Here is a 20,114-nt window from a genome sequence, read left to right as displayed (position 1 = left end):
GGGGGCGGGAGGGGCCGGACGGTGGGCGTGAGTGGGTGGCACGCACTCGGCGTCAATGATCGGCGACGTCACGGGGCTGCGCGAGGCGGGAGAGGACGAGCCGCGATGTCTCGGTGGGGGTCGCTCCGACGCGCACACCTGCCGCTTCGAGGGCCTGCTTCTTGGCGTGCGCGGTTCCGGACGATCCGGAGACGATGGCGCCCGCATGGCCCATCGTCTTGCCCTCGGGGGCGGTGAAGCCTGCGATGTATCCGACGACAGGCTTGGTGACGTGGCAGGCGATGTACGCCGCGGCGCGCTCCTCTGCGTCTCCTCCGATCTCCCCGATGAGCACTATGAGTTCGGTGTCCGGGTCCTTTTCGAAGGCGGCGAGGCAGTCGATGTGGGTGGTGCCGACGACCGGGTCGCCGCCGATGCCGACCGCGGACGAGAACCCTGTCTCCCGTAGCTCGTACATGAGTTGATAGGTGAGCGTGCCGGACTTGGACACGAGTCCGATGCGGCCCGGCTTGGCTGCGATGTCGGCGGGGATGATGCCGGCATTGGCCTGTCCCGGACTGATGAGACCGGGGCAATTGGGGCCGATGACGCGGGTGCCACGCGTCGCAGCGTATGCCTGGAAGGTCACGGCGTCATGAACGGGAATGCCCTCTGTGATGACGACGGCAAGGCCGATACCGGCGTCCGCGGCTTCGATCACCGCGGCCTTGGCGAACGGCGGCGGCACGAAAACGACGGTGGCGTCGACAGCCTCGCGCACCGTGCCGAAGACGGGGACGGGGACGGCAATGGGGGTACTTCCCAGGCCCGAAGGTCCCTGGGGGACGTCGAAGTCGATGACCTTGCCCGCCTTGCGGGGGTTGACTCCGGCGACGATGTCGGTGCCGGACGCGAGCATCCGGCGGGTGTGCGCCATGCCCTGGGAGCCGGTCATGCCCTGGACGAGGACCTTGCTCTCTTTGGTGAGGAAGATGGCCATGGTTCCCGATCCCTTCAGTTGGCGAGGTCCGCTGCCTGGCGGGCGGCGTCGTCCATCGTGGTGGCCTGCTGGACAAGGGGGTGGGCGCGGCCGTCGAGAATGGCGCGGCCCCGGGCGGCGTTGTTGCCGTCGAGCCGTACGACCAGCGGCTTGGTGAGACGTACGGATTCCAGCGCCCGGACGATGCCGTCGGCGACCGCGTCGCAGGCGGTGATTCCGCCGAAGACATTGACGAACACGGACTTCACGGCGGGGTCGGAGAGGATGACGGACAGCCCGTCGGCCATCACCTCGGCGGAGGCGCCTCCCCCGATGTCGAGGAAGTTGGCGGGGCGCGCGCCGCAGCCGGCGACCACGTCGAGGGTGGACATGACCAGGCCCGCGCCGTTGCCGATGATGCCGACCTCGCCGTCGAGCTTGACGTAGTTGAGGCCCTTGGCGGCAGCCGCGGCCCCCAGCGGGTCGCCGTGCAGGTCCGTCTCGTCCGATCCCCAACCGGCCTGCCGGAAGCGGGCGTTGTCGTCGAGAGTGACCTTGCCGTCGAGTGCGAGGATCTCGCCGCCGGCGGTCCGTACGAGCGGATTGACCTCGACGAGGAGGGCGTCCTCGCGGACGAGGACCTGCCACAGGGACTGGATGACGGGCGCGGTTTCTGGCGGCAGCCCCGCGGCGGCCGCGATCTCTGCGGCTTTGGCCGCGGTGACGCCTTCCGAGGGGTCGACATGGATACGGGCCACGGCCTCCGGGCGGCTGGCGCGACGCGGCGGTCGAGTTCGTACGGACGCTCAATGTGCCCGCCTACATGAACGGGGCAGGGCGCGGAACGCTGCCGCCCGGAGACCCGCACCACTTCCAGCTCTCGCGGCGGTACGCGTTCTCCAACGCCGACGTCATCGTCATCGTCGGCACTCCCTTCGACTTCCGTTTGGGGTACGGCAAGCGCCTTTCGCCGGACGCGACGGTCGTGCAGATCGACCTCGACTACCGGACGGTGGGCAAGAACCGGGACATCGATCTCGGGATGGTGGGTGACGCCGGACAGATTCTGAAATCTGTCAGTCAATCAGTGTCAGGCCGTCTCAACGGCGGTGCGGTCAAGCGCAAGGCCTGGCTCGAAGAGCTCCGCGCCGCCGAGCAGGCCGCCCTCGACAAGCGCCTGCCTCAGCTGCGCTCGGACGCCTCCCCCATCCACCCGTACCGACTGGTCAGCGAGATCAACGACTTCCTGACAGAGGACTCCATCTACATCGGCGACGGCGGCGACTTCGTCACCTTCTCCGGACAGGTCGTCCAGCCCAAGTCGCCCGGCCACTGGATGGACCCGGGCCCGCTCGGCACGCTCGGCGTCGGCATCCCCTTCGTCCTCGCCGCCAAGCAGGCGCGGCCCGACAAGGAGGTCGTCGCGCTCTTCGGCGACGGCGCGTTCTCGCTGACCGGCTGGGACTTCGAGACGCTCCGTCCGCTACAACCTCCCCTTCGTCGGGATCGTCGGCAACAACTCCTCGATGAACCAGATCCGTTACGGCCAGGCACAGAAGTACGGCCTGGAGCGCGAGCGGATCGGCAACACCCTCGGCGACGTCCACTACGACAAGTTCGCCCAGATGCTGGGCGGTTACGGCGAGGAGGTGCGCGACCCCGCCGATATCGCGCCAGCGCTGCGCCGCGCCCGTGAGTCCGGGCTGCCTTCGCTGATAAACGTCTGGGTGGACCCCGACGCGTACGCCCCCGGAACCATGAACCAGACCATGTACAAGTAGAGGAGCCCTCTCATGACCAAGGCTCTTGAGGGCGTGCGCGTCCTCGACATGACCCATGTGCAGTCGGGGCCCTCCGCGACCCAGCTGCTCGGCTGGCTCGGCGCCGATGTGGTGAAGCTGGAGGCTCCGAGCGGCGACATCACCCGCAGGCAGCTGCGCGATCTGCCGGACGTCGACTCGCTCTACTTCACGATGCTCAACTGCAACAAGCGGAGCATCACGCTCAACACCAAGACGGAGCGCGGCAAGGAGATCCTCACCGAGCTGATCAGGCGCAGCGATGTCATGGTCGAGAACTTCGGCCCGGGCGCCGTGGACCGGATGGGGTTCACCTGGGAGAAGATCCAGGAGATCAATCCGCGGATCGTGTACGCCTCGATCAAGGGCTTCGGCGAGGGGCCGTACACCAACTTCAAGGCGTACGAGGTCGTGGCGCAGGCCATGGGCGGCTCGATGTCGACGACCGGCTTCGAGGACGGGCCGCCGCTCGCCACCGGCGCGCAGATCGGCGATTCCGGTACCGGCGTCCACGCGGTGGCGGGGATTCTCGCCGCGCTGTTCCAGCGCGAGAACACCGGGCGCGGCCAGCGCGTCAATGTGGCGATGCAGCACGCGGTGCTGAACCTGTGCCGGGTGAAGCTGCGCGACCAGCAGCGTCTGGCGCACGGTCCGCTCGCGGAGTATCCCAACGAGGACTTCGGCGACGAGGTGCCGCGCGGCGGCAACGCGTCACGCGGCGGACAGCCCGGCTGGGCGGTGAAGTGCGCGCCCGGCGGCCCCAACGACTACGTCTACGTCATTGTGCAGCCGGTGGGCTGGCAGCCGCTGTCGGAGCTGATCGGCCGGCCGGAGCTGGCGGACGACCCCGAGTGGGCGACGCCGGAGGCACGGCTGCCGAAGCTGTCGAAGATGTTCCAGCTGATCGAGGAGTGGTCCTCGACGCTGCCCAAGTGGCAGGTGCTGGAGCAGCTCAACGCCCACAACATCCCGTGCGGGCCGATTCTTTCCACCAAGGAGATCATCGAGGACCGGTCGCTGGTCGCGAACGAGATGGTCGTCGAGGTGGCGCATCCCAGGCGCGGTTCCTTCACCACGGTCGGCAGTCCGCTGAAGCTCTCGGACTCCCCGGTGGAGGTGGTCTCATCGCCGCTGCTCGGCGAGCACAACGAAGAGCTGTACGTCGGTGAGCTGGGGCTCGGCGACGAGGAACTGCGGCTGCTCAAGACGAACGGAGTCATCTAGTGGCGTACGACAGCGCAGCTGTACGCGGAGTGCTGAACGCAGCGCTCGCCGAGGGCCGTACGGCGCTGACCGCCCCCGAGGGCAAGGTCATCACGGACGCCTATGGCATCCCGACCCCGGCAGAGTCGCTCGCGGAGTCGGCGGACGAGGCGGTGGCGCTCGCCGACCGGATCGGGTTCCCGGTGGCCATGAAGATCGTGTCGCCGGACATCCTGCACAAGACGGACGCGGGAGGCGTGCGCATCGGGGTCGGCTCGGCGGCCGAGGCGCGGGGGGCGTTCACGGCGATCGTCACCAACGCGAAGGCGTACGACCCCGATGCGCGCATTCTCGGCGTCCAGGTGCAGCAGATGGTGCCGGCCGGGACCGAGGTTCTCATCGGCACGGTCACCGACCCCACCTTCGGAAAGGTGGTGGAGTTCGGGCTGGGCGGGGTGCTGGTGGAGGTCCTCAAGGACGTCACCTTCCGCCTGGCGCCCGCCTCCAAGGACGACGCGCTGTCGATGCTGGACGGGATCCGTGCCGCTGAGATCCTGCGCGGGGTGCGGGGTGCCGGGAAAGCTCAGGGAGAGCGGCAAACTGCCCGCCCGCTGGGCGATGATGTTCGGCGCACTCGGCACACTGCTGGGATATCTGTCCCTCGCGTACGCGCCGCATGTGATCGTCGCGTACATCGGGTTCGGCATGTTCAGCGGTATGGGCGCCGGCATGGTCTACGCGACCTGCGTGAACATGGTCGGCAAGTGGTACCCGGAACGCAAGGGAGGCAAGACCGGCTTCGTCAACGGCGGATTCGCCTACGGTTCCGTACCGTTCGTCTTCCTCTTCACCGGCTGCATGGATCTGACGAACTTCCGCTGGGTGCTTGTCGCGGTCGGTCTCTTCCTGGCCGCGACCGTGGCCGTGGCCGGCTACTTCTTCCCGGACCCGCCGAAGAACTGGTGGCCCGCCGAGGTCGACCCGCTGCGGCCGCCGGACGACCCCCGCGCCCGCCGAGCACTGGCGATGAACCCGCCGGCCGTACGGCAGTACACCCCGAAGGAGGCCTGGCAGACCGGGCGGGTCGCGCTGATGTGGTTCTGCCTGCTGTGCACCTCGGGCGTGAACATCTTCGGCATCGCCTTCCAGGTCGACTCGGCAAGGAGGCCGGTTTCGAGGGCGGAATCGTCGCAACGGCCATGTCGCTGAAGGCCATCGTCAACGGCACCGGCCGAGGTGTGATCGGCTGGCTGTCCGACCGTTACGGGCGCAAGCGGTGTCTGATCTTCGTCTGCATCGTCCTCGGCCTTTCGCAGTACGGCATCCTGTGGTCCGCCGACATCGAGAACCTCCCGCTTTTCCTGCTCTTCTCCAGCATCTCCGGATTCGGCGGAGGCGCCATCTTCCCGATGTTCGCGGCGATGACGGCGGACTACTTCGGCGAGAACAACAACGCATCCAACTACGGCCTGGTCTACAGCTCCAAGCTGGTGTCCGGCCTGCTTGGATCCGGCATGGGAGCCGTCGTGGTGCACAACTGGGGCCACAGCGGGGCATTCACCCTGGCCGGCTCGATTTCGCTGTTCGCCGCGTTCATCGCGCTGTTCCTGACCCCGCCGGGCCGGCCCGAAACCAAAGAGTCTGAAGGCCAATCCGATGCCGATCAGCCGGGATGGCGACTGAGCTGATCACGCACGCCGAAGGGGGCCGCCACGACCGGACCAGCCGGTCGCGGCGGCCCCTAGGCCGCTGTGCGCGAAGGAGAACCTACGAGAGGTCGCCCTCGTAGTCGGGCAGCTTGAACGTCTTCTCGGCGTGACCGCCCACCAGGTCGGTGGTCCTGTTGCCGATGTTGGCGATGATCGTGTAGCCCTTGGCCTCGATCTCGGCGCGCTTGGCGGTCTTGTACTTGCTGACCTCATGGAAGAGGTCGGGCAGGTCGCGTACGTACAGACCGTCGACCGGGTAGCCGACCTTCTTCAGGTTGTACTCGGTCAGGGAGTAGATGATGCCCGGACGGGCGGTGACGAAGAAGATGTCCACGCCGCGGGACTCCGCGAAGCGGGTGAGGTCGAGCACCGGCTTCACCGCCGGGGTCGGCAGCTCCCAGAAGTAGTGGAAGTCCGTCTCCAGCGACGTGTTGTCGATGTCGAGGACGATGGCCTGCTTCTTGCCACCGGTGTTCGCGGTGCGCTGCTCGATGTAGGGGCGGGCGACATCGATGACGGCCGCGACGTCGCGCTGCCAGGTCTCGTAGTCGGCATCGGCAAGCAGCGCGGATCCGCTCGACTGCTGCGCGGTGGTAGCGGTCTGGGCCGACGGCCGGTCCGACGCGGCCGGGTCCGCCGCGGTTGCCACCGGGGTGGCCATGGTGAACGCCAGTGCGGCGACGCCCGCCACTGACCGGATTCTCCACTTGCCTGCATGCATGGGGGGGTTCTCCTGGGTCCCGGAACAGCTCAGGGAAAGCCCTCCGTCCCGTACGGGCGGAGGGCCTTTGGCATGCTCGCGTCCCATGATGGACGGAACCTTACGTTCCCTCTACTGGCCGGTAGCAGGATTTTCGACGCGCTCTCAGCAGTCCTTCTCCCGGAGCGAGTGGAGGTGGGCGCTGGACTTGCGGGCGAAGGCGAAGGACTCGACAGGGTTGTCGTGTTCGGCCTGCCAGTGGTGGTCGCGGTAACCGCCGGGTGTCTTGTTCACCGAGGAGATGAAGCGCTTGTAGTCGATGTCCCCGTCCCCGACGTCCACCATCCGGTAGCCGTCGCGGGCGGCCTCGTCGTGGACGCCGTCCTTGACGTGGAAAAGCGGATAGCGGTGGGGTTGCTTGAGTACGTAGCGCAGCGGGTCGAAGGGCGCGGGGGTGCCGTCGACGCGCTTGGAGAAGCGGAACTGGCCGGCGTACGCCCAGTAGACGTCCATCTCCAGATAGACCAGGTCGGGGTCGGTCTCGGCGAGCAGGACGTCGTAGAGGCGGACGTCGGGCTTGTCGGTGGCGAAGGAGAACTCCTCGGCGTGGTTGTGCTGGTAGAACTTCATGCCGCGCTTCCGCGCCGCCGCTCCGTAGGTGTTGAAGTCCTCCGCGGCCCGCTTCCAGCCGTCGACGGTTGCCCCGTAGCGCCAGGGGCCGGACGCGGTGCCGATGTGCTTGAGCCCGAGGGCCTGGGCGTCGTCGAGCACCTTCTCCAGGTTCTGCGCGAAGCTGTACGCGCCCGGGTTGTTGTCGTCGTAGTAGTTGACGTGACTGCCGATGGCGTTCAGGCCGTGGTCCCGGGCCAGCCGCTTGAGCTGGGCGAGCGTGATGGGGCCCGCGGAGCCCTGGGTGTAGCCAGCGAACTCGACCTCGTCGTAACCGTACTTCGCAAGTTCCGCGAACACGGGCGCGAAGCCGAGGGTGGAGACCTTGTCGCGCAGGGAGTAGAGCTGGGTGCCGAGGCGGCCGGGGGGCAGTACGGGGCGGCCACGGCCCTTGCTCCGGGCGGCCGCCGTGGGGGCGGCGGAGGCGGGAGCGGCCGCGGCCAGCAGCGCGGCGGCGGTGGCGCCGGCTGCGACGCCGAGCATGCCGCGTCTGCTGAGCCTGTGGGTGAGTTCGGGGTCACTGTTCTTGCTCGTGCGGCTCATGTGGAGGACTCCTCGTTGTCAGTGGCGTCTGGTTCAGTGGATGCCGGCGAGTTGAAGCAGCAGGGACTTCACATCGGTGGCCGCGACGCGGCCGCTTACAGCGCGGGGGGTGGAGCACAGGATGAGCGGACCGTTGTCACAGTCGTCGCTCGCGGGGAGGCGGCCATGGCTGCCGCGAATAGGTGAGGGGTCGAGGGGCACGACCGCGAGGCGGTAGCGCATGCCGAGCTTCTTGCGGGCGATCGCCTTGGCCGCCTTGACGCGTACGTACGGATCGTGGGGATCCATGAAGAGCTCGACGGGGTCGTAGCCGGGCTTGCGGTGGATCTCCACGAGCTGGGCGAAGTCCGGAGCCCGGGCGTCGTCGAGCCAGTAGTAGTACGTGAACCAGGCGTCGGGTTCGGCGACGGCGACGAGTTCGCCGGAGCGTGGGTGGTCGAGGCCGTGGCTCTTCTTGCCCTCGTCGTCCAGGAGCTGCTCGATGCCAGGGAGGTCCGCAAGCGCTTCGCGGGTGGCCTCGAGATCCTCCGGTCGGCGCACGTAGACATGGGCGAGCTGGTGGTCGGCGACGGCGAAGGCGCGGGAGGTCATCGGGTCGAGGTACTCCATGCCGTCCTGGGTGTGGACCTCCAGGAGACCGGCGCGGCGCAGGGCGCGGTTGATGTCTACGGCGCGGCTGACGCGGGTGATGCCGTACTCGGAGAGGGCGACGACCGTGCGGCCATCCTGCCTGGCGTCGTGGAGCAGCGGGGCCATGACGGCGTCGAGCTCGGCGGCTGCCCGGTAGGAGCGGGGGTCGTCGGGGCCGTAGCGCTGCAGGTCGTAGTCGAGATGCGGGAGGTAGCACAGGGTCAGGTCGGGGCTGCGGGTGCGCATGATGTGGCGGGTCGCGTCGGCGATCCACTGGCTGGAGACGATGTCCGCGCCCGGGCCCCAGAAGTGGAACAGGGGGAAGGTGCCGAATTTCTCGGTGAGTTCGTCGTGCAGGGCGGGGGGCCGGGTGTAGCAGTCGGGCTCCTTGCGGCCGTCGGCGTAGTAGACGGGACGGGGGGTGACCGTGATGTCGGTGTCCGCGCCCATGGCGTACCACCAGCAGATGTTGGCGACCGTGTAACCGGGGTGCGCGCGGCGGGCGGCGTCCCAGATCTTGTCGCCGGAGACGAGGCCGTTGTGCTGGCGCCACAGCAGGACGTCGCCGAGTTCGCGGAAGTACCAGCCGTTGCCGACGATGCCGTGCTCGGCGGGCAGCGTGCCGGTGAGGAAGGTGGACTGGGCTGTGCAGGTCACTGCGGGCAGCACGGTGGACAAGGAGGCCTGGGAGCCGGACCGGGCCAGGGACTTGAGGTGCGGCATGTGGTCGAGGAGCTGGGGGGTGAGGCCGACGACGTCCAGGACCAGCAGGGGGGTGGGCGTGGAGTGAGTGGCGCCGGTCATGGCAGCTCCTTGAGGCCGAGGTCGACCAGCAGGTCGCGGGCGAGGGTGAGTTCGGCGGCGATGCCGTCGGCGAGCTGGGTGCGGTTGCGGGGTCGCAGCTCGGGCGGCAGGGCCTGCCAGGTGTAGGTCTCGACCTCGAGATGGCGGGTGCGGGGGGTGGGTCCGCCGACGAGCCGGGTCAGCGTGTCCTGGAGTACGGGGAGGGTGGAGGTGAGCGGCGGGGCGGGCGGGGAGTGAAGGGGGACGTGGAAGTGGGAACGCCAGGGCGCGCCGTCGGGCAGCGCGTCGCCGGCGAGGGCTTCGCCGAGGTCGTCGGTGCCGCGCAGTCCCGCGGCGGATGGGGTCTCCCCTGCTCGAAGAGCCCGGGGAAGGGTGCGGGTCTGGTGGAGAAAGCGGGGCTCGGCGAAGGCGGCGAGCGCGGCGCGTACCTCGGGGAGGTGGGGTTCCTCGGCGTGGAGTGCGGCGGACAGCTGCACTTTGGGGATGGTGACGCCCGCCGCCGCGAGGGCGGCGAGGGCGGTGTGCGGGTCTTCGAAGGAGGTGGCGAGATGGCAGGTGTCGATGCAGATACCGATGCGGTTTCCGGCAGTTGCCGCGGCGACGTAGGTGAGTGGGGCGATCGCGTCGGCGGTGGTCTCGACGGTGCAGCCGGGCTCGGGTTCGAGGGCGATCCGGATCGATTTGCCGGTGAGTTCCTCAAGGGCGTCGAGACGCTCGGCGAGGGTGGTCAGCGCGGTGTGAGCGGTGGCGACCGCGTCCGGGTCGCTGTCGAAGGGGGTGCGCCAGGCCAGCGGGAGGGTGGAGATGGAGCCCTCGGTGGCGTCGTCGGGAAGGAGGGCGGCGAGCAGCCGGGCCAGGTCGGTGGTGTGGGCGAGGCGTTCGGGGTCGGCCCAGTCCGGCTTGTAGACGCGGTACTTGACCTCTTCGGCGCCGAATCCCTCATAGGGGAAGCCGTTTAGGGTGACGACCTCCAGCCCGCGGCGGTCGAGTTCGGCGCGCAGTCCGCGCAGCGCCGCCGGGTTGGTGATCAGCGCGTGGGCGGCGTCCTTGGCGAGCCAGAGGCCGATGCCGAGGCGGTCGCGGCCGAGTCGTCTGCGTACCGGCTCGCAGTGGTCGCGCAGTTGGGCGAGGACTCCGTCGAGTGTCTCCGCGGGGTGGACGTTGGTGCAGTACGAAAGGTGGACGGTGGTGCCGTCGGGATGCCGGAAGCGCATGCGTCTGCCTCCTCATTCCCCGCCGCGGAGGATGGAGTTGCCCTCGTGCAGGGACTCCGGTTCGGCGATGTCGAGCTGGAGGCGGCCGCTGAGGCCGTAGAAGGCGACGGGGTTGCGCCACAGGACCTGGTCGACGTCGTCCGCGGTGAATCCGGCGGCGAGCATGGCGTCGGCGACCTTACGGGTCTTGAGGGGGTCGCTCTTGCCCCAGTCCGCGGCCGAGTTGACCAGTACCTTCTCGGTTCCGTACGTCTTCAGGATCGCGACCATGCGCTCTTCGTCCATCTTGGTGTCGGGGTAGATGGAGAAGCCGAGCCAGCAGCCGCTGTCAGTGGCGTGCTTCACGGTCGTCTCATTGAGGTGGTCGAGCAGGACGCGTTCCGGGGGGAGGGCGGATTCGCGGATGACGTCGACGGTGCGGTGCAGCCCGGCCAGCTTGTCGCGGTGCGGGGTGTGGACGAGGGCGGGCAGTCCGTGGTCGGCGGCGAGCTGGAGCTGGGCGGCGAGCGCGGTGTCCTCGGCGGGGGTCATCGAGTCGTAGCCGATCTCGCCGACGGCGACGACGGAGTCTTTTTCGAGATAGCGGGGCAGGGCGGCGAGGACGGGGGTGCAGCGGGGGTCGTTCGCCTCTTTGGGGTTCAGCGCGATCGTGCAGTGGTGAGCAATGCCGTACTGCGCCGCGCGAAAGGGCTCCCAGCCGAGCAGCGCGTCGAAGTAGTCGAAGAAGCTGGCGGGCGAGGTGCGGGGCTGGCCGAGCCAGAAGGACGGTTCGACCAGGGCGCGGACGCCGGCGGCGTACATCGCCTGATAGTCGTCGGTGGTGCGGGAGGTCATATGGATGTGGGGGTCGAAGATGCGCATCAGGACTCCTCGGACTGCTCGCCGGTCAGGGTCAGCACGCGATTGAGATCTGGGGGGACGTCGCGGCCGGCGGCGGTGCGTTCTGCGGCGTAGTCGGCGAGCATCCTGGCCAGCTCGGTGTCGCCCGCGGCGCGGCTGCGAAGTCCGGCGACGGCGTCGACGGGCACACCGGTGAACAGACACTTGAGGACGGCATGCCGCCAGGAGTGCGAATCGAGGTGGGCCGCGGCGTACGGTCCGACGGCCGCGGCGACGAGCCGGGTGTCGTTGGTGCGCAGTGCGTCCTCGACGAGCGGCAGGGCTGCGGGGCTCTGGAGGAGCGGGTGCAGGGCGAGGAGCACGGCGCGGCGTTCGGCGGCGGTGCCCTGGTGGTAGAGGCGGGTGAGGGTGGCGGTGTCCGCGCAGGCCTCGGCAAGGAGCAGGGTGCGTACGGCGTCGGCGTGGTCCCGGCCGCAGTGGCGGCCCGCGGCGGCGAACCGGAGCTCCCAGAGGGGTGCGGCGTACGGGGGCGGGGCGGCCGGGGGCGTCTCTGTGGCGTGACGACCGGCCTCGGCGAGGGCGTCGTCGAGCCAGGCGCGAGCGGCGTCGGGGAGCTGTGCGTCGAGTTCCCCGCGGGTCGGCGTCGTCATGCCGGTGCTCCCTTCAGTGGCGTCTGCGCACGGAGGAACTCGATGGAGGCGCGGGCGAGTTCGGGGCCCGCGTGGGAGTGGCGGGGCAGTTCCACGACGGTCAGGCCCTGGTAGCCGGTGGCGGCGAGGGCTTCGAGTACGGGCGGGAAGTCGATCTCCCCGTCCCCGAACGGAAGGTGTTCATGGACGCCGCGGCGCATGTCCTCGATCTGGACATGGCGCAGCCAGGGTGCGGCGTCGCGTATGCAGTCGGCGGGCGGTGCCGGTTCAAGGCACTGGCAGTGGCCGATGTCGAGAGTGAGCCCGAGGGGTTCGGGGTCGTCGAGGACCCTGCGGAGGTGGTGGAAGTCGGCGAGGGTGGCGAGGAGGTGGCCCGGCTCGGGTTCGATGGCGAGGGGGACTCGGGCGTCGGCCGCGGCATCCAGGACGGGGGTGAGTGACTCTTCGAGCCGCTTCCAGGCGGTGTCCGGGTCGGTGTCCGCGGGGGTGATGCCGCTGAAGCAGTGCACGGCGTGGGCGCCGAGGTCGGCGGCGACCTGGACGGCCGTCGTCAGCAGGGCGGTGCGGGCGGCTCGGCCGTCGGGGTCCGGATCGAGGAGGGAGGGGCCGTGTTTGCGGCGGGGGTCGAGGACATAGCGTGCGCCGGTCTCGATGGTGACCCCGAGGTCCAACTCGCAGAGTTTGTCGGCCACTTGACGGGTCCGGCCGGGGAGGCCGGGGGCGAGCGGGTCGAGGTGCATGTGGTCGAGGGTCAGTCCGACACCGTCGTAACCGAGGTCGGCGAGGAGTGCGAGGGCGTCGGTGAGGCGGAGGTCCGTGAGGCCGTTGGTGCCGTAGCCGAGGCGCAGGGGGGTGGCGGGGCTCATGTCGGGCTCACCTTCCGTGCGAGCTTGCGGGCGAGCGGGACGAGTCCCATCACCGCCAGGGCGGTGGCGTCGGCGCCGGCGCGGGCGGCGAGGGCGGCCTGGAGCGGGATCATGGCGCGGATGCCGCCGCCGACGGCGCGCTGGGTGAGCGGCGGGGAGGGATTGAGGGCGGCGTGGAGGAGTGGCGTGGCGGCGGTGCGGATGTAGGTGGCGGCGAGGAGGCGGGCGGGGGTGAGCGCGAGTGCGGGTGAGCGTGCGGGCGGGGGTGCGGGTGCCGGTGCGGGTGCGGGTGCGGGTGCGGTCGACGGTGCGGGTGTCGGTGCGGGTGCCGGTGTGGGCGCGGTCGACGGTGCGGGCGCTCCGGGTGCGCGCGCAGGTGTTCCGGGTAGCCCTTGGGGGCTCTGCCCCACCCCGGGCCTCCCCACAGCGCGCCGCTCGCGTGCCGCGAGTACGCCGAGCCCGAGGGTCGCCGCGAGCGCGGCGAGCGGTGCGATGGTCGAGCCTCCCTGCGCCTCGCGTCGCGAGACGGTGGTGACGGCGTAGGTATGCGCCGCGAGCACGGCGGCGGACGGCAACGCGACAAGCGCTGCCCCGCGCACGCCCGCGCCGCCGGCCGGCTCCCGCAAGGGCCCGCGCCCCAGGCTTCCGCGCCCGGGTGACGTGCCCGTCGCCACCGCGCCCAGTACCAAATCCAGCCCCCGCGCCGCAGCCATCGCCGCCGGTCCCCCGGGCGTGTGTTTGAAGTGCAGGTCGTACGACCAGACCGTTGCTGACAACGCTGTCGCCACCGCCAGAGCCGGGCGGCCCGCGCGGGACGCGAGGGCCAGGCCCGCCGCCGTCAGCGCACCGGCCGCCGTGAGCGCGGCCGCCGGCGTGATGCGGCCCGAGGGGATCGGGCGGTGCGGACGGTCCACCGCGTCCTCCTCGCGGTCCGCCCAGTCGTTGAGGGCCATGCCCGCCTCGTACAGGCACAGAGATGCGCCCACCGCGAGCGCCGTGCCGCGGTTGGGGCGGGTGCCCAGGGTCGCCGCACCGGCCAGGGCGTCGCCCGGGACGGTGAACAGGGCGGAGACGCGCAGCAGCTCCGCCCATGCCTGCAGCATCACGCCCCCGTCCCCGCCGACGGGCGGAGTCCGTCGCAGTGGCTCGAAGCCAGGAAGGCGCCCCAGCGCCGAACCGCGCGAGAGGCACATCAAAAACGGCGCGCGCAGCAGTTCCGCCCACGCCCGCAGTGCCCGTGTCACCTGGCCTCCCGCAGCCGGGCGGCGAACGACAGCAGTTGATCGAACTGTTCCGGGAGGCCCGCAGGGCCGCCGTCCGGGTCCTTGAAGTAGAAGCCGAGTTCCGGCAGCGGCCCCGACAGACCTGCCTCATGGGCGCGGGCGGTCAGTCGAGCCAGGTCCAGGACCAGCGGCGCCGCGAGCGCCGAGTCGCAGCCCTGCCAGATCGTCTGCAGGATCATCCGCGAACCGAGGAAGCCCTCGAACGCGATGTGGTCCCACGCGGTCTTCCAGTCACCCAGCGCCGGTACATCGTCGATGTGGACCTCGCCCTCCGGGGTGTGGCCCAGCGTGTCGGCCAGGACGCGTTCCTTGCCGGCGTTCTTCGCGGCCGCCGCAGCCGGGTCGGCCAGCGCCGCTCCGTCCCCGCCGCCCAGCAGATTGGTGCCCGACCATGCCCGTACGGACAGGGCGCGTTGCACGAACATCGGGGCGAGTACGGAACGGAGCAGCGTCTGGCCTGTTTTGCCGTCGCGGCCCGCGTGGGGAAGTCCACTTGCCGCGGCGGCGTCCGTGAGGGCCGCGGTGCGCAGCCCGGTGGAGGGGGTGAAGTTGACGAAGGGGCAGCCGGCCCGCAGTGCCGCGGCCGCGTACAGGGAACTCGGCGGCAGCCGTACGGCGTCCGGCCCGGGCTGCGGTTCGGTGGAGGAGACGTTGACGACGACCACCCGGGCCAGCCCCCTTCGCACCCGGAAGTCGACCAGGTCCGCGGCGAAGGCGACGATGAGGTCTTCGTCGCTCCGGGTGTCGCCGGACTGCGGCCCGCCGGGGCGTATCTCGCTGTCCGCGGCGGTCAGTTCACCGCGTACCGCCGCCGCGAGGCCGTGCGGCAGCACCCCGGCCGCCGTCAGTTCCTCCGCCCGCTTGGGCAGCGGACAGTGCGCGGTGTCGTGCCCACCGAAGACGAGGGACGACAGAGCCGGCAGACCGGCGTCGGCGAAAGGAGGCGTTTCTGTGACCATGCCGGTCGGGGAATGCAGCCCGGCGGTGACCGCCGCACATCCGGCCACCGCGGTGGTGGCGACGGAGCCGCGGGCTCCGACGAACCAGACACCGGTACTTCCTTGAGCGGGCTTCGCGAACGAAGCGGGCTCAGCGGACTCAGCGGACACGGGCTGCCTCCCTGCCATTCGGTGTGGTGGAAGACGGCGGGCGGGGGGTACGGCGCCTCCCCGCCCGCCGTCGTCTGACGGGCGCGCCTAGGTGGGCAGCTCCCTGAGTTGGATGTTCCGGAAGGACACCTGGTCGTCGGCACCGTGGTTCTGGATGCCGATGTGGCCGTCCTTCAGGCTGCGTACCGGGTCGGTGTTGGTGAAATCGTTGATCTTCACGCCGTTGAGGAAGATCTGGAGCCGTTCACCCTGCACACGGATTTCGTAGCTGTTCCACTGGCCGGGCGGCCGCAGGACGCGGTCGCGGGCCTCGATGTCGGCCGACTTGAAGCCATAGACGGCGCCGGTGGTGCGGTCGGCAGCGTCCGTCGCGTCGATCTGCACCTCATAGCCGTTGTTCACCGCCGACCACGGGTCGTCGGAGGCCGGGAAGCCCACGAAGACGCCGGAGTTGTCGTCGCCCGCCATCTTCCAGTCGAGCTTGAGCGAGTACGACTTCAGCTCCTTGGCCTGGTACCAGAGCATGCCCATGCCGCCCTCGGTGCGCAGTTCGCCGTCGACGACGTTGAACTTTCCGGGCCCGGCCTGCTTCCAGCCGTCCAGGGTCTTGCCGTTGAAGATCGGCCGGTATCCGGTCTTCGGCTTGCAGTCGGCCTTGACCTGGCCGGACGCATAGCGCAGGCCGCCCAGCAGATGCTGGCGGAAGGCCGGCTCGGCGTACGACTCCTTGGTGTGGCCACCACCGGTGTAGAAGGCGCGGCCGCCCTCGTAGGTCTGGCACCAGGCGATCGGGTGGTCGCCCTTCATGGTGCCGCCCTGGTAGGTGGTTTCGTCCAGGGTCGCCAGCACACGGGCCTGCGTGCGCGGGTTGGTGCGGTAGTTGTACCACTCGTCGGTGCGCTCCCAGGCGTCGTCCAGGTGGGTGGTCGACGGATGGGTGTGGTCCTCGACCCGCACGGTGGCGGGCTGGATCTGCGGGTGGGAGTCGAAGTACGCGCCGACGAGGCCGCCGTAGAACTTCCAGTCGTACTCGGTGTCGGCCGCGGCGTGCACGCCCATGTAGCCGCCGCCGGTGGCGACGTAGTTCTCGAACGCCTTCTGCTGCTCTGCGCCCAGTACGTCACCGGTGGTGGACAGGAACACGACCGCGTCGTACCGGGCGAGGTTGCTGGTGGTGAACTGGCCGGCCTCCTCGGTCGCGTCGACCGTGATGTTGCCGGCCTTGCCGAGTTCCTTGAGTGCCGCGACGCCGGCCGGGATGGAGTCGTGGCGGAAGCCGGCGGTCTTGGAGAAGACCAGGACCCGCTTGGCGGTCCGGTCGGGTGCGCTGTTGGAGAGCTCGAAGTCGTCGACGTCGTAGAGCGCTCCGTCGCCGCCCTTGAAGACCAGGAACAGTTCGGTGGTCTTCTTCGGCACCGCCCGCAGCGGTACGCCGACGTCCTGGAAGGTGTCCCAGCTGCCGGTGACCGGCACCGGTGCGGAACCGAGGATCGGGCCGTCCGCAGATCCGGTGCGCACCTCGAGGAAGCCGCCGACGCCGCCGGAGGAGATACGGGCGGTGAGCTTGGTGGACCCGGTCAGGTTGTAGGGCTTGAAGGAGATCCAGTCGTTGTTGTGGATGTCGCCGACCGTCTTGCCGCCGTGGGCGCTGCCCTTGTTCTGGAGCGTGACGCCCGAGGAGTTGTTGTAGTGCTCGGCCTGCCGGTGGCGCGGCTGGAGCTGCGCCTGGTCGTGGCTGGTGAGCGCGGCCTGGCCGCCGCCCCCGCCGTCGGTGTACTCGGCGTCGAAGACTCCGAAGATATTGGCGTTGGGGTCGTGGCCGCCGTCGGCCGAGGTCTTGATGGTGCCGGTGCAGCCGTTGGCCGAGGTGACCGGGTGGCCGTGGCTGTCATGGCCGAGGATGTAGGTCACCTTCACCTTTGCGCAGTCGATCGGCCCGGCGGCGCCGTCTTCGGGATCGGTGACCTTGACCTTGAAGGGGATCTCGTCGCCGAAGCTGAACAGCGTTCCCTCGCCGGGCAGTTCCAGGGTCACCGTGGGTGCGGTGTTGCCGACGACGACGCGGACGCTCGCCGAGCCGGTACGGCCGGTGGGGTCCTTGGCGGTGACGGTCGCCGTGTAGGTGCCGTTCTTCCGGTACGTGTACGTGGGGTTGGCCGCGGTGGACTTGCCGCCGTCGCCGAAGTCCCAGGCGTAGGTCAGGGCGTCTCCGTCGCCGTCGGCAGTGCCCGCCGAGGAGAACGCGACCCGCAGCGGCGCCTTGCCGGAGGTCTTGTTCGCGGCTGCCTCGGCCACCGGGGAGCGTCCGCCGGTGGCGTTCTCGATGCGGTAGAGGCCGGAGTTCTCGTCGCCGCCGAACCAGGCGGTGCCGTAGTCGAGTACGTACAGCGCGCCATCGGGTCCGAAGGCCATGTCCATGATCTGGGTGCCGGTCCACGGGACAGGGTTGATGGACTGGACCGCGCCGTCCGCGCCCTGCTCGATCCGCTTGATCCAGCGTCGGCCGAACTCACCGGCGAAGAAGTCTCCGTCGTACGCCTCCGGGAACTTCACCGGGGACGTGGAGGCCGCGTCGTAGCGATAGACGGGTCCGCCCATCGGGGACTCGGAGCCGGTGCCGAACTCGGGCAGCGAACCACCGTCGTAGGGGATCCAGGCCGGCTGCGAAGGCGGGAGGTCGACCAGGCCGGTGTTGTACGGCGATTCGTTCTTGGGAGCCGCGCAGTCGAAGGTGGCTCCGGACGTCTTGGTCGCGAAGTCGTAGTCGACGTAGGCGTTGTTGTTGCCGGTGCAGAAGGGCCAGCCGAAGTTGCCGGGCTTGGTGATCCTGGCGAACTCGACCTGGCCGCCCGGGCCGCGCTTGGGGTCGGCCGCGCCCGCGTCTGGGCCGTAGTCGCCGACGTAGACGATCCCGGTCTTCTTGTCGACGCTGAACCTGAAGGGGTTGCGGAATCCCATGGCGTAGATCTCGGGCCGGGTCTTGGCCGTCCCGGGCGCGAAGAGGTTGCCGTCGGGGACGGAGTAGCTCGCATCGTCGTTGACCTTGATCCGCAGGATCTTGCCGCGCAGGTCGTTGGTGTTGCCGGAGGTGCGGCGGGCGTCGTACGCGGGGTTGCGGCCCGGCCGCTCGTCGATGGGGGTGTATCCGTCGGAGGCGAAGGGGTTGGAGTCGTCGCCGGTCGACAGGTAGAGATTGCCCTGCGCGTCGAAGTCGATGTCGCCGCCGACGTGGCAGCAGATGCCGCGGGTCGCCGGGATGTCGATGATCTTCTTCTCGCTGGCGTTGTCGAGGGTGCCGTCGGCCTTGAGCACGAAGCGGGAGAGTCGGTTGACGCCGTCGAACTTCGCGAAGTCCTCGGCGGTGCCGTCGTTCGGGGCGTCGTCGGCGGGGGTGCTCAGCGGGGGCGCGTAGTACAGGTAAATGAAGCGGTTCTCGCCGAACTCGGGGTCGAGGCCGATGCCCTGAAGGCCTTCCTCGTCGTGCGAGTAGACGGGGATGGCGCCCACCACACGGGTGTTGCCCGCGCTGTCGGTCATCCGCAGCTCGCCGTTGCGGGAGGTGTGCAGCACGCTGCGGTCGGGCAGTACGGCCAGCGACATCGGTTCGCCGGTCTCCTCACCGCCCTTGGCGAGGGTGACCTGCTGGAACTCCTCGGCGGCCGGGGCCGGTTCGGGATCCGCGGCGAGCGCCGTCTGCGGCGCGGTGAGAGCCAGCGATGTGGCGGCGAGAAGGCTGCCGGTGATCAGTGCGAGTGCCTTGCGGACTCTGAGCCTTTTCCTGTGCACGAATGTCCTCCGGGATGGGCCGGTCGAACGGGCGGGGCGGTGTTCTGCCCTCAATCGCCGGGCGGGCTGGGGGTGGAGCGCGTACGTTCCGCGCTCGCGGCGCGGTGCTCGTCCTGCACCGCGCACCGGGCTGATCGCCGTGGGAACCGGAGTGCGCCGTCACGCCGGGGACCACCTATGTCCTGTACACCTCATGGACCGTATCGGGGTTCGTCCACGTCGGAAAGCCCTTGTGCAGCAGGGAAGTTCAACTTTTTCCTACGGCAGGACAAAGCCGTCGTCGGGCAGCCCGGACCTGCCCGGCGGCGGACGCACCGCCGGGCTCGGAGCTGGCCCTATGTCCTAGTCGCCGCCTCCGAAGGCCGCGTCGAAGGAGGCCGTGGGCGGGTCGAAATCGAATCGCTTCAGATCGGCAAGCGCTTGTGGGGCACCCATGAGGCGGTCCATGCCCGCGTCCTCCCATTCCACCGAGATCGGGCCGTCGTAGCCGATCGAATGCAGCATCCGGAAGACGTCCTCCCACGGCACGTCACCGTGTCCGGCAGAGACGAAGTCCCAGCCGCGCCGCGGATCCCCCCACGGCAGATGCGAACCGAGCCGGCCGTTGCGGCCGTCGAGGCGCTTGCGCGCCTCCTTGCAGTCCACGTGGTAGATCCGGTTCCGGAAGTCGTAGAGGAATCCGACCGGGTCGAGGTCCTGCCAGACGAAGTGGCTCGGGTCGAAGTTGAGTCCGAAGGCCGGCCGGTTGCCGACCGCCTCCAGCGCGCGCTTGGTGGTCCAGTAGTCGTACGCGATCTCGCTGGGATGCACTTCGTGGGCGAAGCGCACGCCCTCCGCGTCGAAGACGTCGAGGATCGGGTTCCAGCGCTCGGCGAAGTCCTCGTATCCGTGCTCGATCATCCGCTCGGGCACCGGCGGGAACATCGCCAGCAGATGCCAGATCGAGGAGCCGGTGAAGCCGATGACGGTACGCACCCCGAAGGCGGCCGCCGCACGAGCGGTGTCCTGGATCTCGGCCGCGGCCCGCTGCCGTACGCCCTCGCCCTCGCCGTCCCCCCAGATGCGGGCGGGCAGGATCGCCTCGTGGCGTTCGTCGATGATGCTGTCGCAGACGGCCTGTCCGACCAGATGGTTGGAGATCGCCCAGCATTTCAGGCCGTACTTGTCGAGCAGGGCGTGCCGGCCGTCGAGGTACGAGGGATCGGCGAGCGCCTTGTCGACCTCGAAGTGATCTCCCCAGCAGGCGAGTTCCAGGCCGTCGTAGCCGAAGTCGCGGGCCAGCCGGCAGACCTCCTCCAGCGGCAGATCGGCCCACTGGCCGGTGAAGAGCGTGAACGGACGTGGCATTGCG

Annotated in this window: 13 protein-coding genes and 4 pseudogenes; 4 read left to right on the top strand and 13 right to left on the bottom strand. The window is 69.6% G+C overall.

Annotated elements, in window-relative coordinates; all coding sequences use genetic code 11:
- Positions 1-52 precede the first annotated feature (52 nt).
- Both sucD and ACFYWY_RS14490 read right to left on the bottom strand, forming a co-directional pair.
- Entirely contained in the window at positions 53-979 is a 927-nt protein-coding gene (sucD, locus tag ACFYWY_RS14495) for a succinate--CoA ligase subunit alpha (protein WP_389185017.1), read from the bottom strand.
- Between the two features lie 14 nt (positions 980-993).
- Positions 994-1,734 (bottom strand): annotated as a pseudogene (locus tag ACFYWY_RS14490) (ATP-grasp domain-containing protein); the annotation flags it as partial.
- A gap of 2 nt (positions 1,735-1,736) precedes the next feature.
- Here ACFYWY_RS14490 and ACFYWY_RS14485 point away from each other — a divergent pair.
- The 4 genes and pseudogenes from ACFYWY_RS14485 to ACFYWY_RS14470 form a co-directional block, all read left to right on the top strand.
- Positions 1,737-2,739 (top strand): annotated as a pseudogene (locus ACFYWY_RS14485) (thiamine pyrophosphate-binding protein); the annotation flags it as partial.
- Positions 2,740-2,751: 12 nt separating this feature from the next.
- Complete coding sequence (gene frc / locus ACFYWY_RS14480) at positions 2,752-3,981, top strand: formyl-CoA transferase (protein WP_389185014.1); 1,230 nt, start codon at positions 2,752-2,754, stop codon at positions 3,979-3,981.
- A pseudogene (locus ACFYWY_RS14475) lies at positions 3,981-4,532 on the top strand (acetate--CoA ligase family protein); the annotation flags it as partial. The gene frc and the pseudogene ACFYWY_RS14475, both read left to right, overlap by 1 nt.
- A 4-nt stretch (positions 4,533-4,536) precedes the next feature.
- Positions 4,537-5,643: pseudogene (locus tag ACFYWY_RS14470) on the top strand (OFA family MFS transporter); the annotation flags it as partial.
- Between the two features lie 84 nt (positions 5,644-5,727).
- On the opposite strand, the gene ACFYWY_RS14465 reads toward ACFYWY_RS14470, so the two are convergent.
- The 11 genes from ACFYWY_RS14465 to ACFYWY_RS14415 all read right to left on the bottom strand — a co-directional run bounded on the left by ACFYWY_RS14465 (position 5,728) and on the right by ACFYWY_RS14415 (position 20,110).
- A complete protein-coding gene (locus tag ACFYWY_RS14465) occupies positions 5,728-6,390 on the bottom strand; it encodes an HAD family acid phosphatase (protein WP_389185011.1) in 663 nt (220 codons plus the stop codon).
- A gap of 144 nt (positions 6,391-6,534) precedes the next feature.
- Positions 6,535-7,581 (bottom strand): sugar phosphate isomerase/epimerase family protein, encoded by a 1,047-nt coding sequence (locus ACFYWY_RS14460; protein WP_389185008.1) that lies wholly within the window; start codon positions 7,579-7,581, stop codon positions 6,535-6,537.
- Between the two features lie 33 nt (positions 7,582-7,614).
- The gene (locus ACFYWY_RS14455; protein WP_389185005.1) at positions 7,615-9,015 is read right to left on the bottom strand and encodes an alkaline phosphatase family protein; all 1,401 of its coding nucleotides are present in this window, start codon (positions 9,013-9,015) and stop codon (positions 7,615-7,617) included.
- The gene (eboE, locus tag ACFYWY_RS14450) at positions 9,012-10,229 is read right to left on the bottom strand and encodes a metabolite traffic protein EboE (protein WP_389185002.1); all 1,218 of its coding nucleotides are present in this window, start codon (positions 10,227-10,229) and stop codon (positions 9,012-9,014) included. The genes ACFYWY_RS14455 and eboE overlap by 4 nt, the downstream gene beginning before the upstream one ends.
- A 12-nt stretch (positions 10,230-10,241) precedes the next feature.
- The gene (locus ACFYWY_RS14445; protein WP_389184999.1) at positions 10,242-11,090 is read right to left on the bottom strand and encodes a TatD family hydrolase; all 849 of its coding nucleotides are present in this window, start codon (positions 11,088-11,090) and stop codon (positions 10,242-10,244) included.
- Positions 11,090-11,719 carry an EboA domain-containing protein gene (locus ACFYWY_RS14440; protein WP_389184996.1) on the bottom strand — a complete coding sequence of 210 codons (630 nt, stop codon included), beginning with the start codon at positions 11,717-11,719 and terminating at the stop codon, positions 11,090-11,092. The genes ACFYWY_RS14445 and ACFYWY_RS14440 overlap by 1 nt, the downstream gene beginning before the upstream one ends.
- Positions 11,716-12,585: a sugar phosphate isomerase/epimerase family protein gene (locus ACFYWY_RS14435; protein WP_389184993.1), complete on the bottom strand. Its 870-nt coding sequence runs from the start codon at positions 12,583-12,585 to the stop codon at positions 11,716-11,718. Before ACFYWY_RS14435 ends, ACFYWY_RS14440 begins: the two co-directional genes overlap by 4 nt.
- Positions 12,582-13,796: an SCO3242 family prenyltransferase gene (locus ACFYWY_RS14430; RefSeq protein ID WP_389185114.1), complete on the bottom strand. Its 1,215-nt coding sequence runs from the start codon at positions 13,794-13,796 to the stop codon at positions 12,582-12,584. The genes ACFYWY_RS14435 and ACFYWY_RS14430 overlap by 4 nt, the downstream gene beginning before the upstream one ends.
- 29 nt (positions 13,797-13,825) lie before the next feature.
- Positions 13,826-14,995, bottom strand: a complete 1,170-nt coding sequence (locus ACFYWY_RS14425; protein WP_389184990.1) for an inositol-3-phosphate synthase — start codon at positions 14,993-14,995, stop codon at positions 13,826-13,828.
- A gap of 69 nt (positions 14,996-15,064) precedes the next feature.
- A complete protein-coding gene (locus ACFYWY_RS14420) occupies positions 15,065-18,763 on the bottom strand; it encodes a ThuA domain-containing protein (protein WP_389184987.1) in 3,699 nt (1,232 codons plus the stop codon).
- Positions 18,764-19,105: 342 nt separating this feature from the next.
- On the bottom strand, positions 19,106-20,110 hold the full coding sequence (locus ACFYWY_RS14415) for a sugar phosphate isomerase/epimerase family protein (protein ID WP_389184984.1): 1,005 nt from the start codon (positions 20,108-20,110) through the stop codon (positions 19,106-19,108).
- Positions 20,111-20,114 lie beyond the last annotated feature (4 nt).

Source organism: Streptomyces sp. NPDC002870 (assembly GCF_042888505.1).
Taxonomy (GTDB): Bacteria; Actinomycetota; Actinomycetes; order Streptomycetales; family Streptomycetaceae; genus Streptomyces.
The sequence above is the reverse complement of the archived record's forward strand: the minus strand, read 5'-3'. Positions and strand labels throughout refer to the sequence as shown.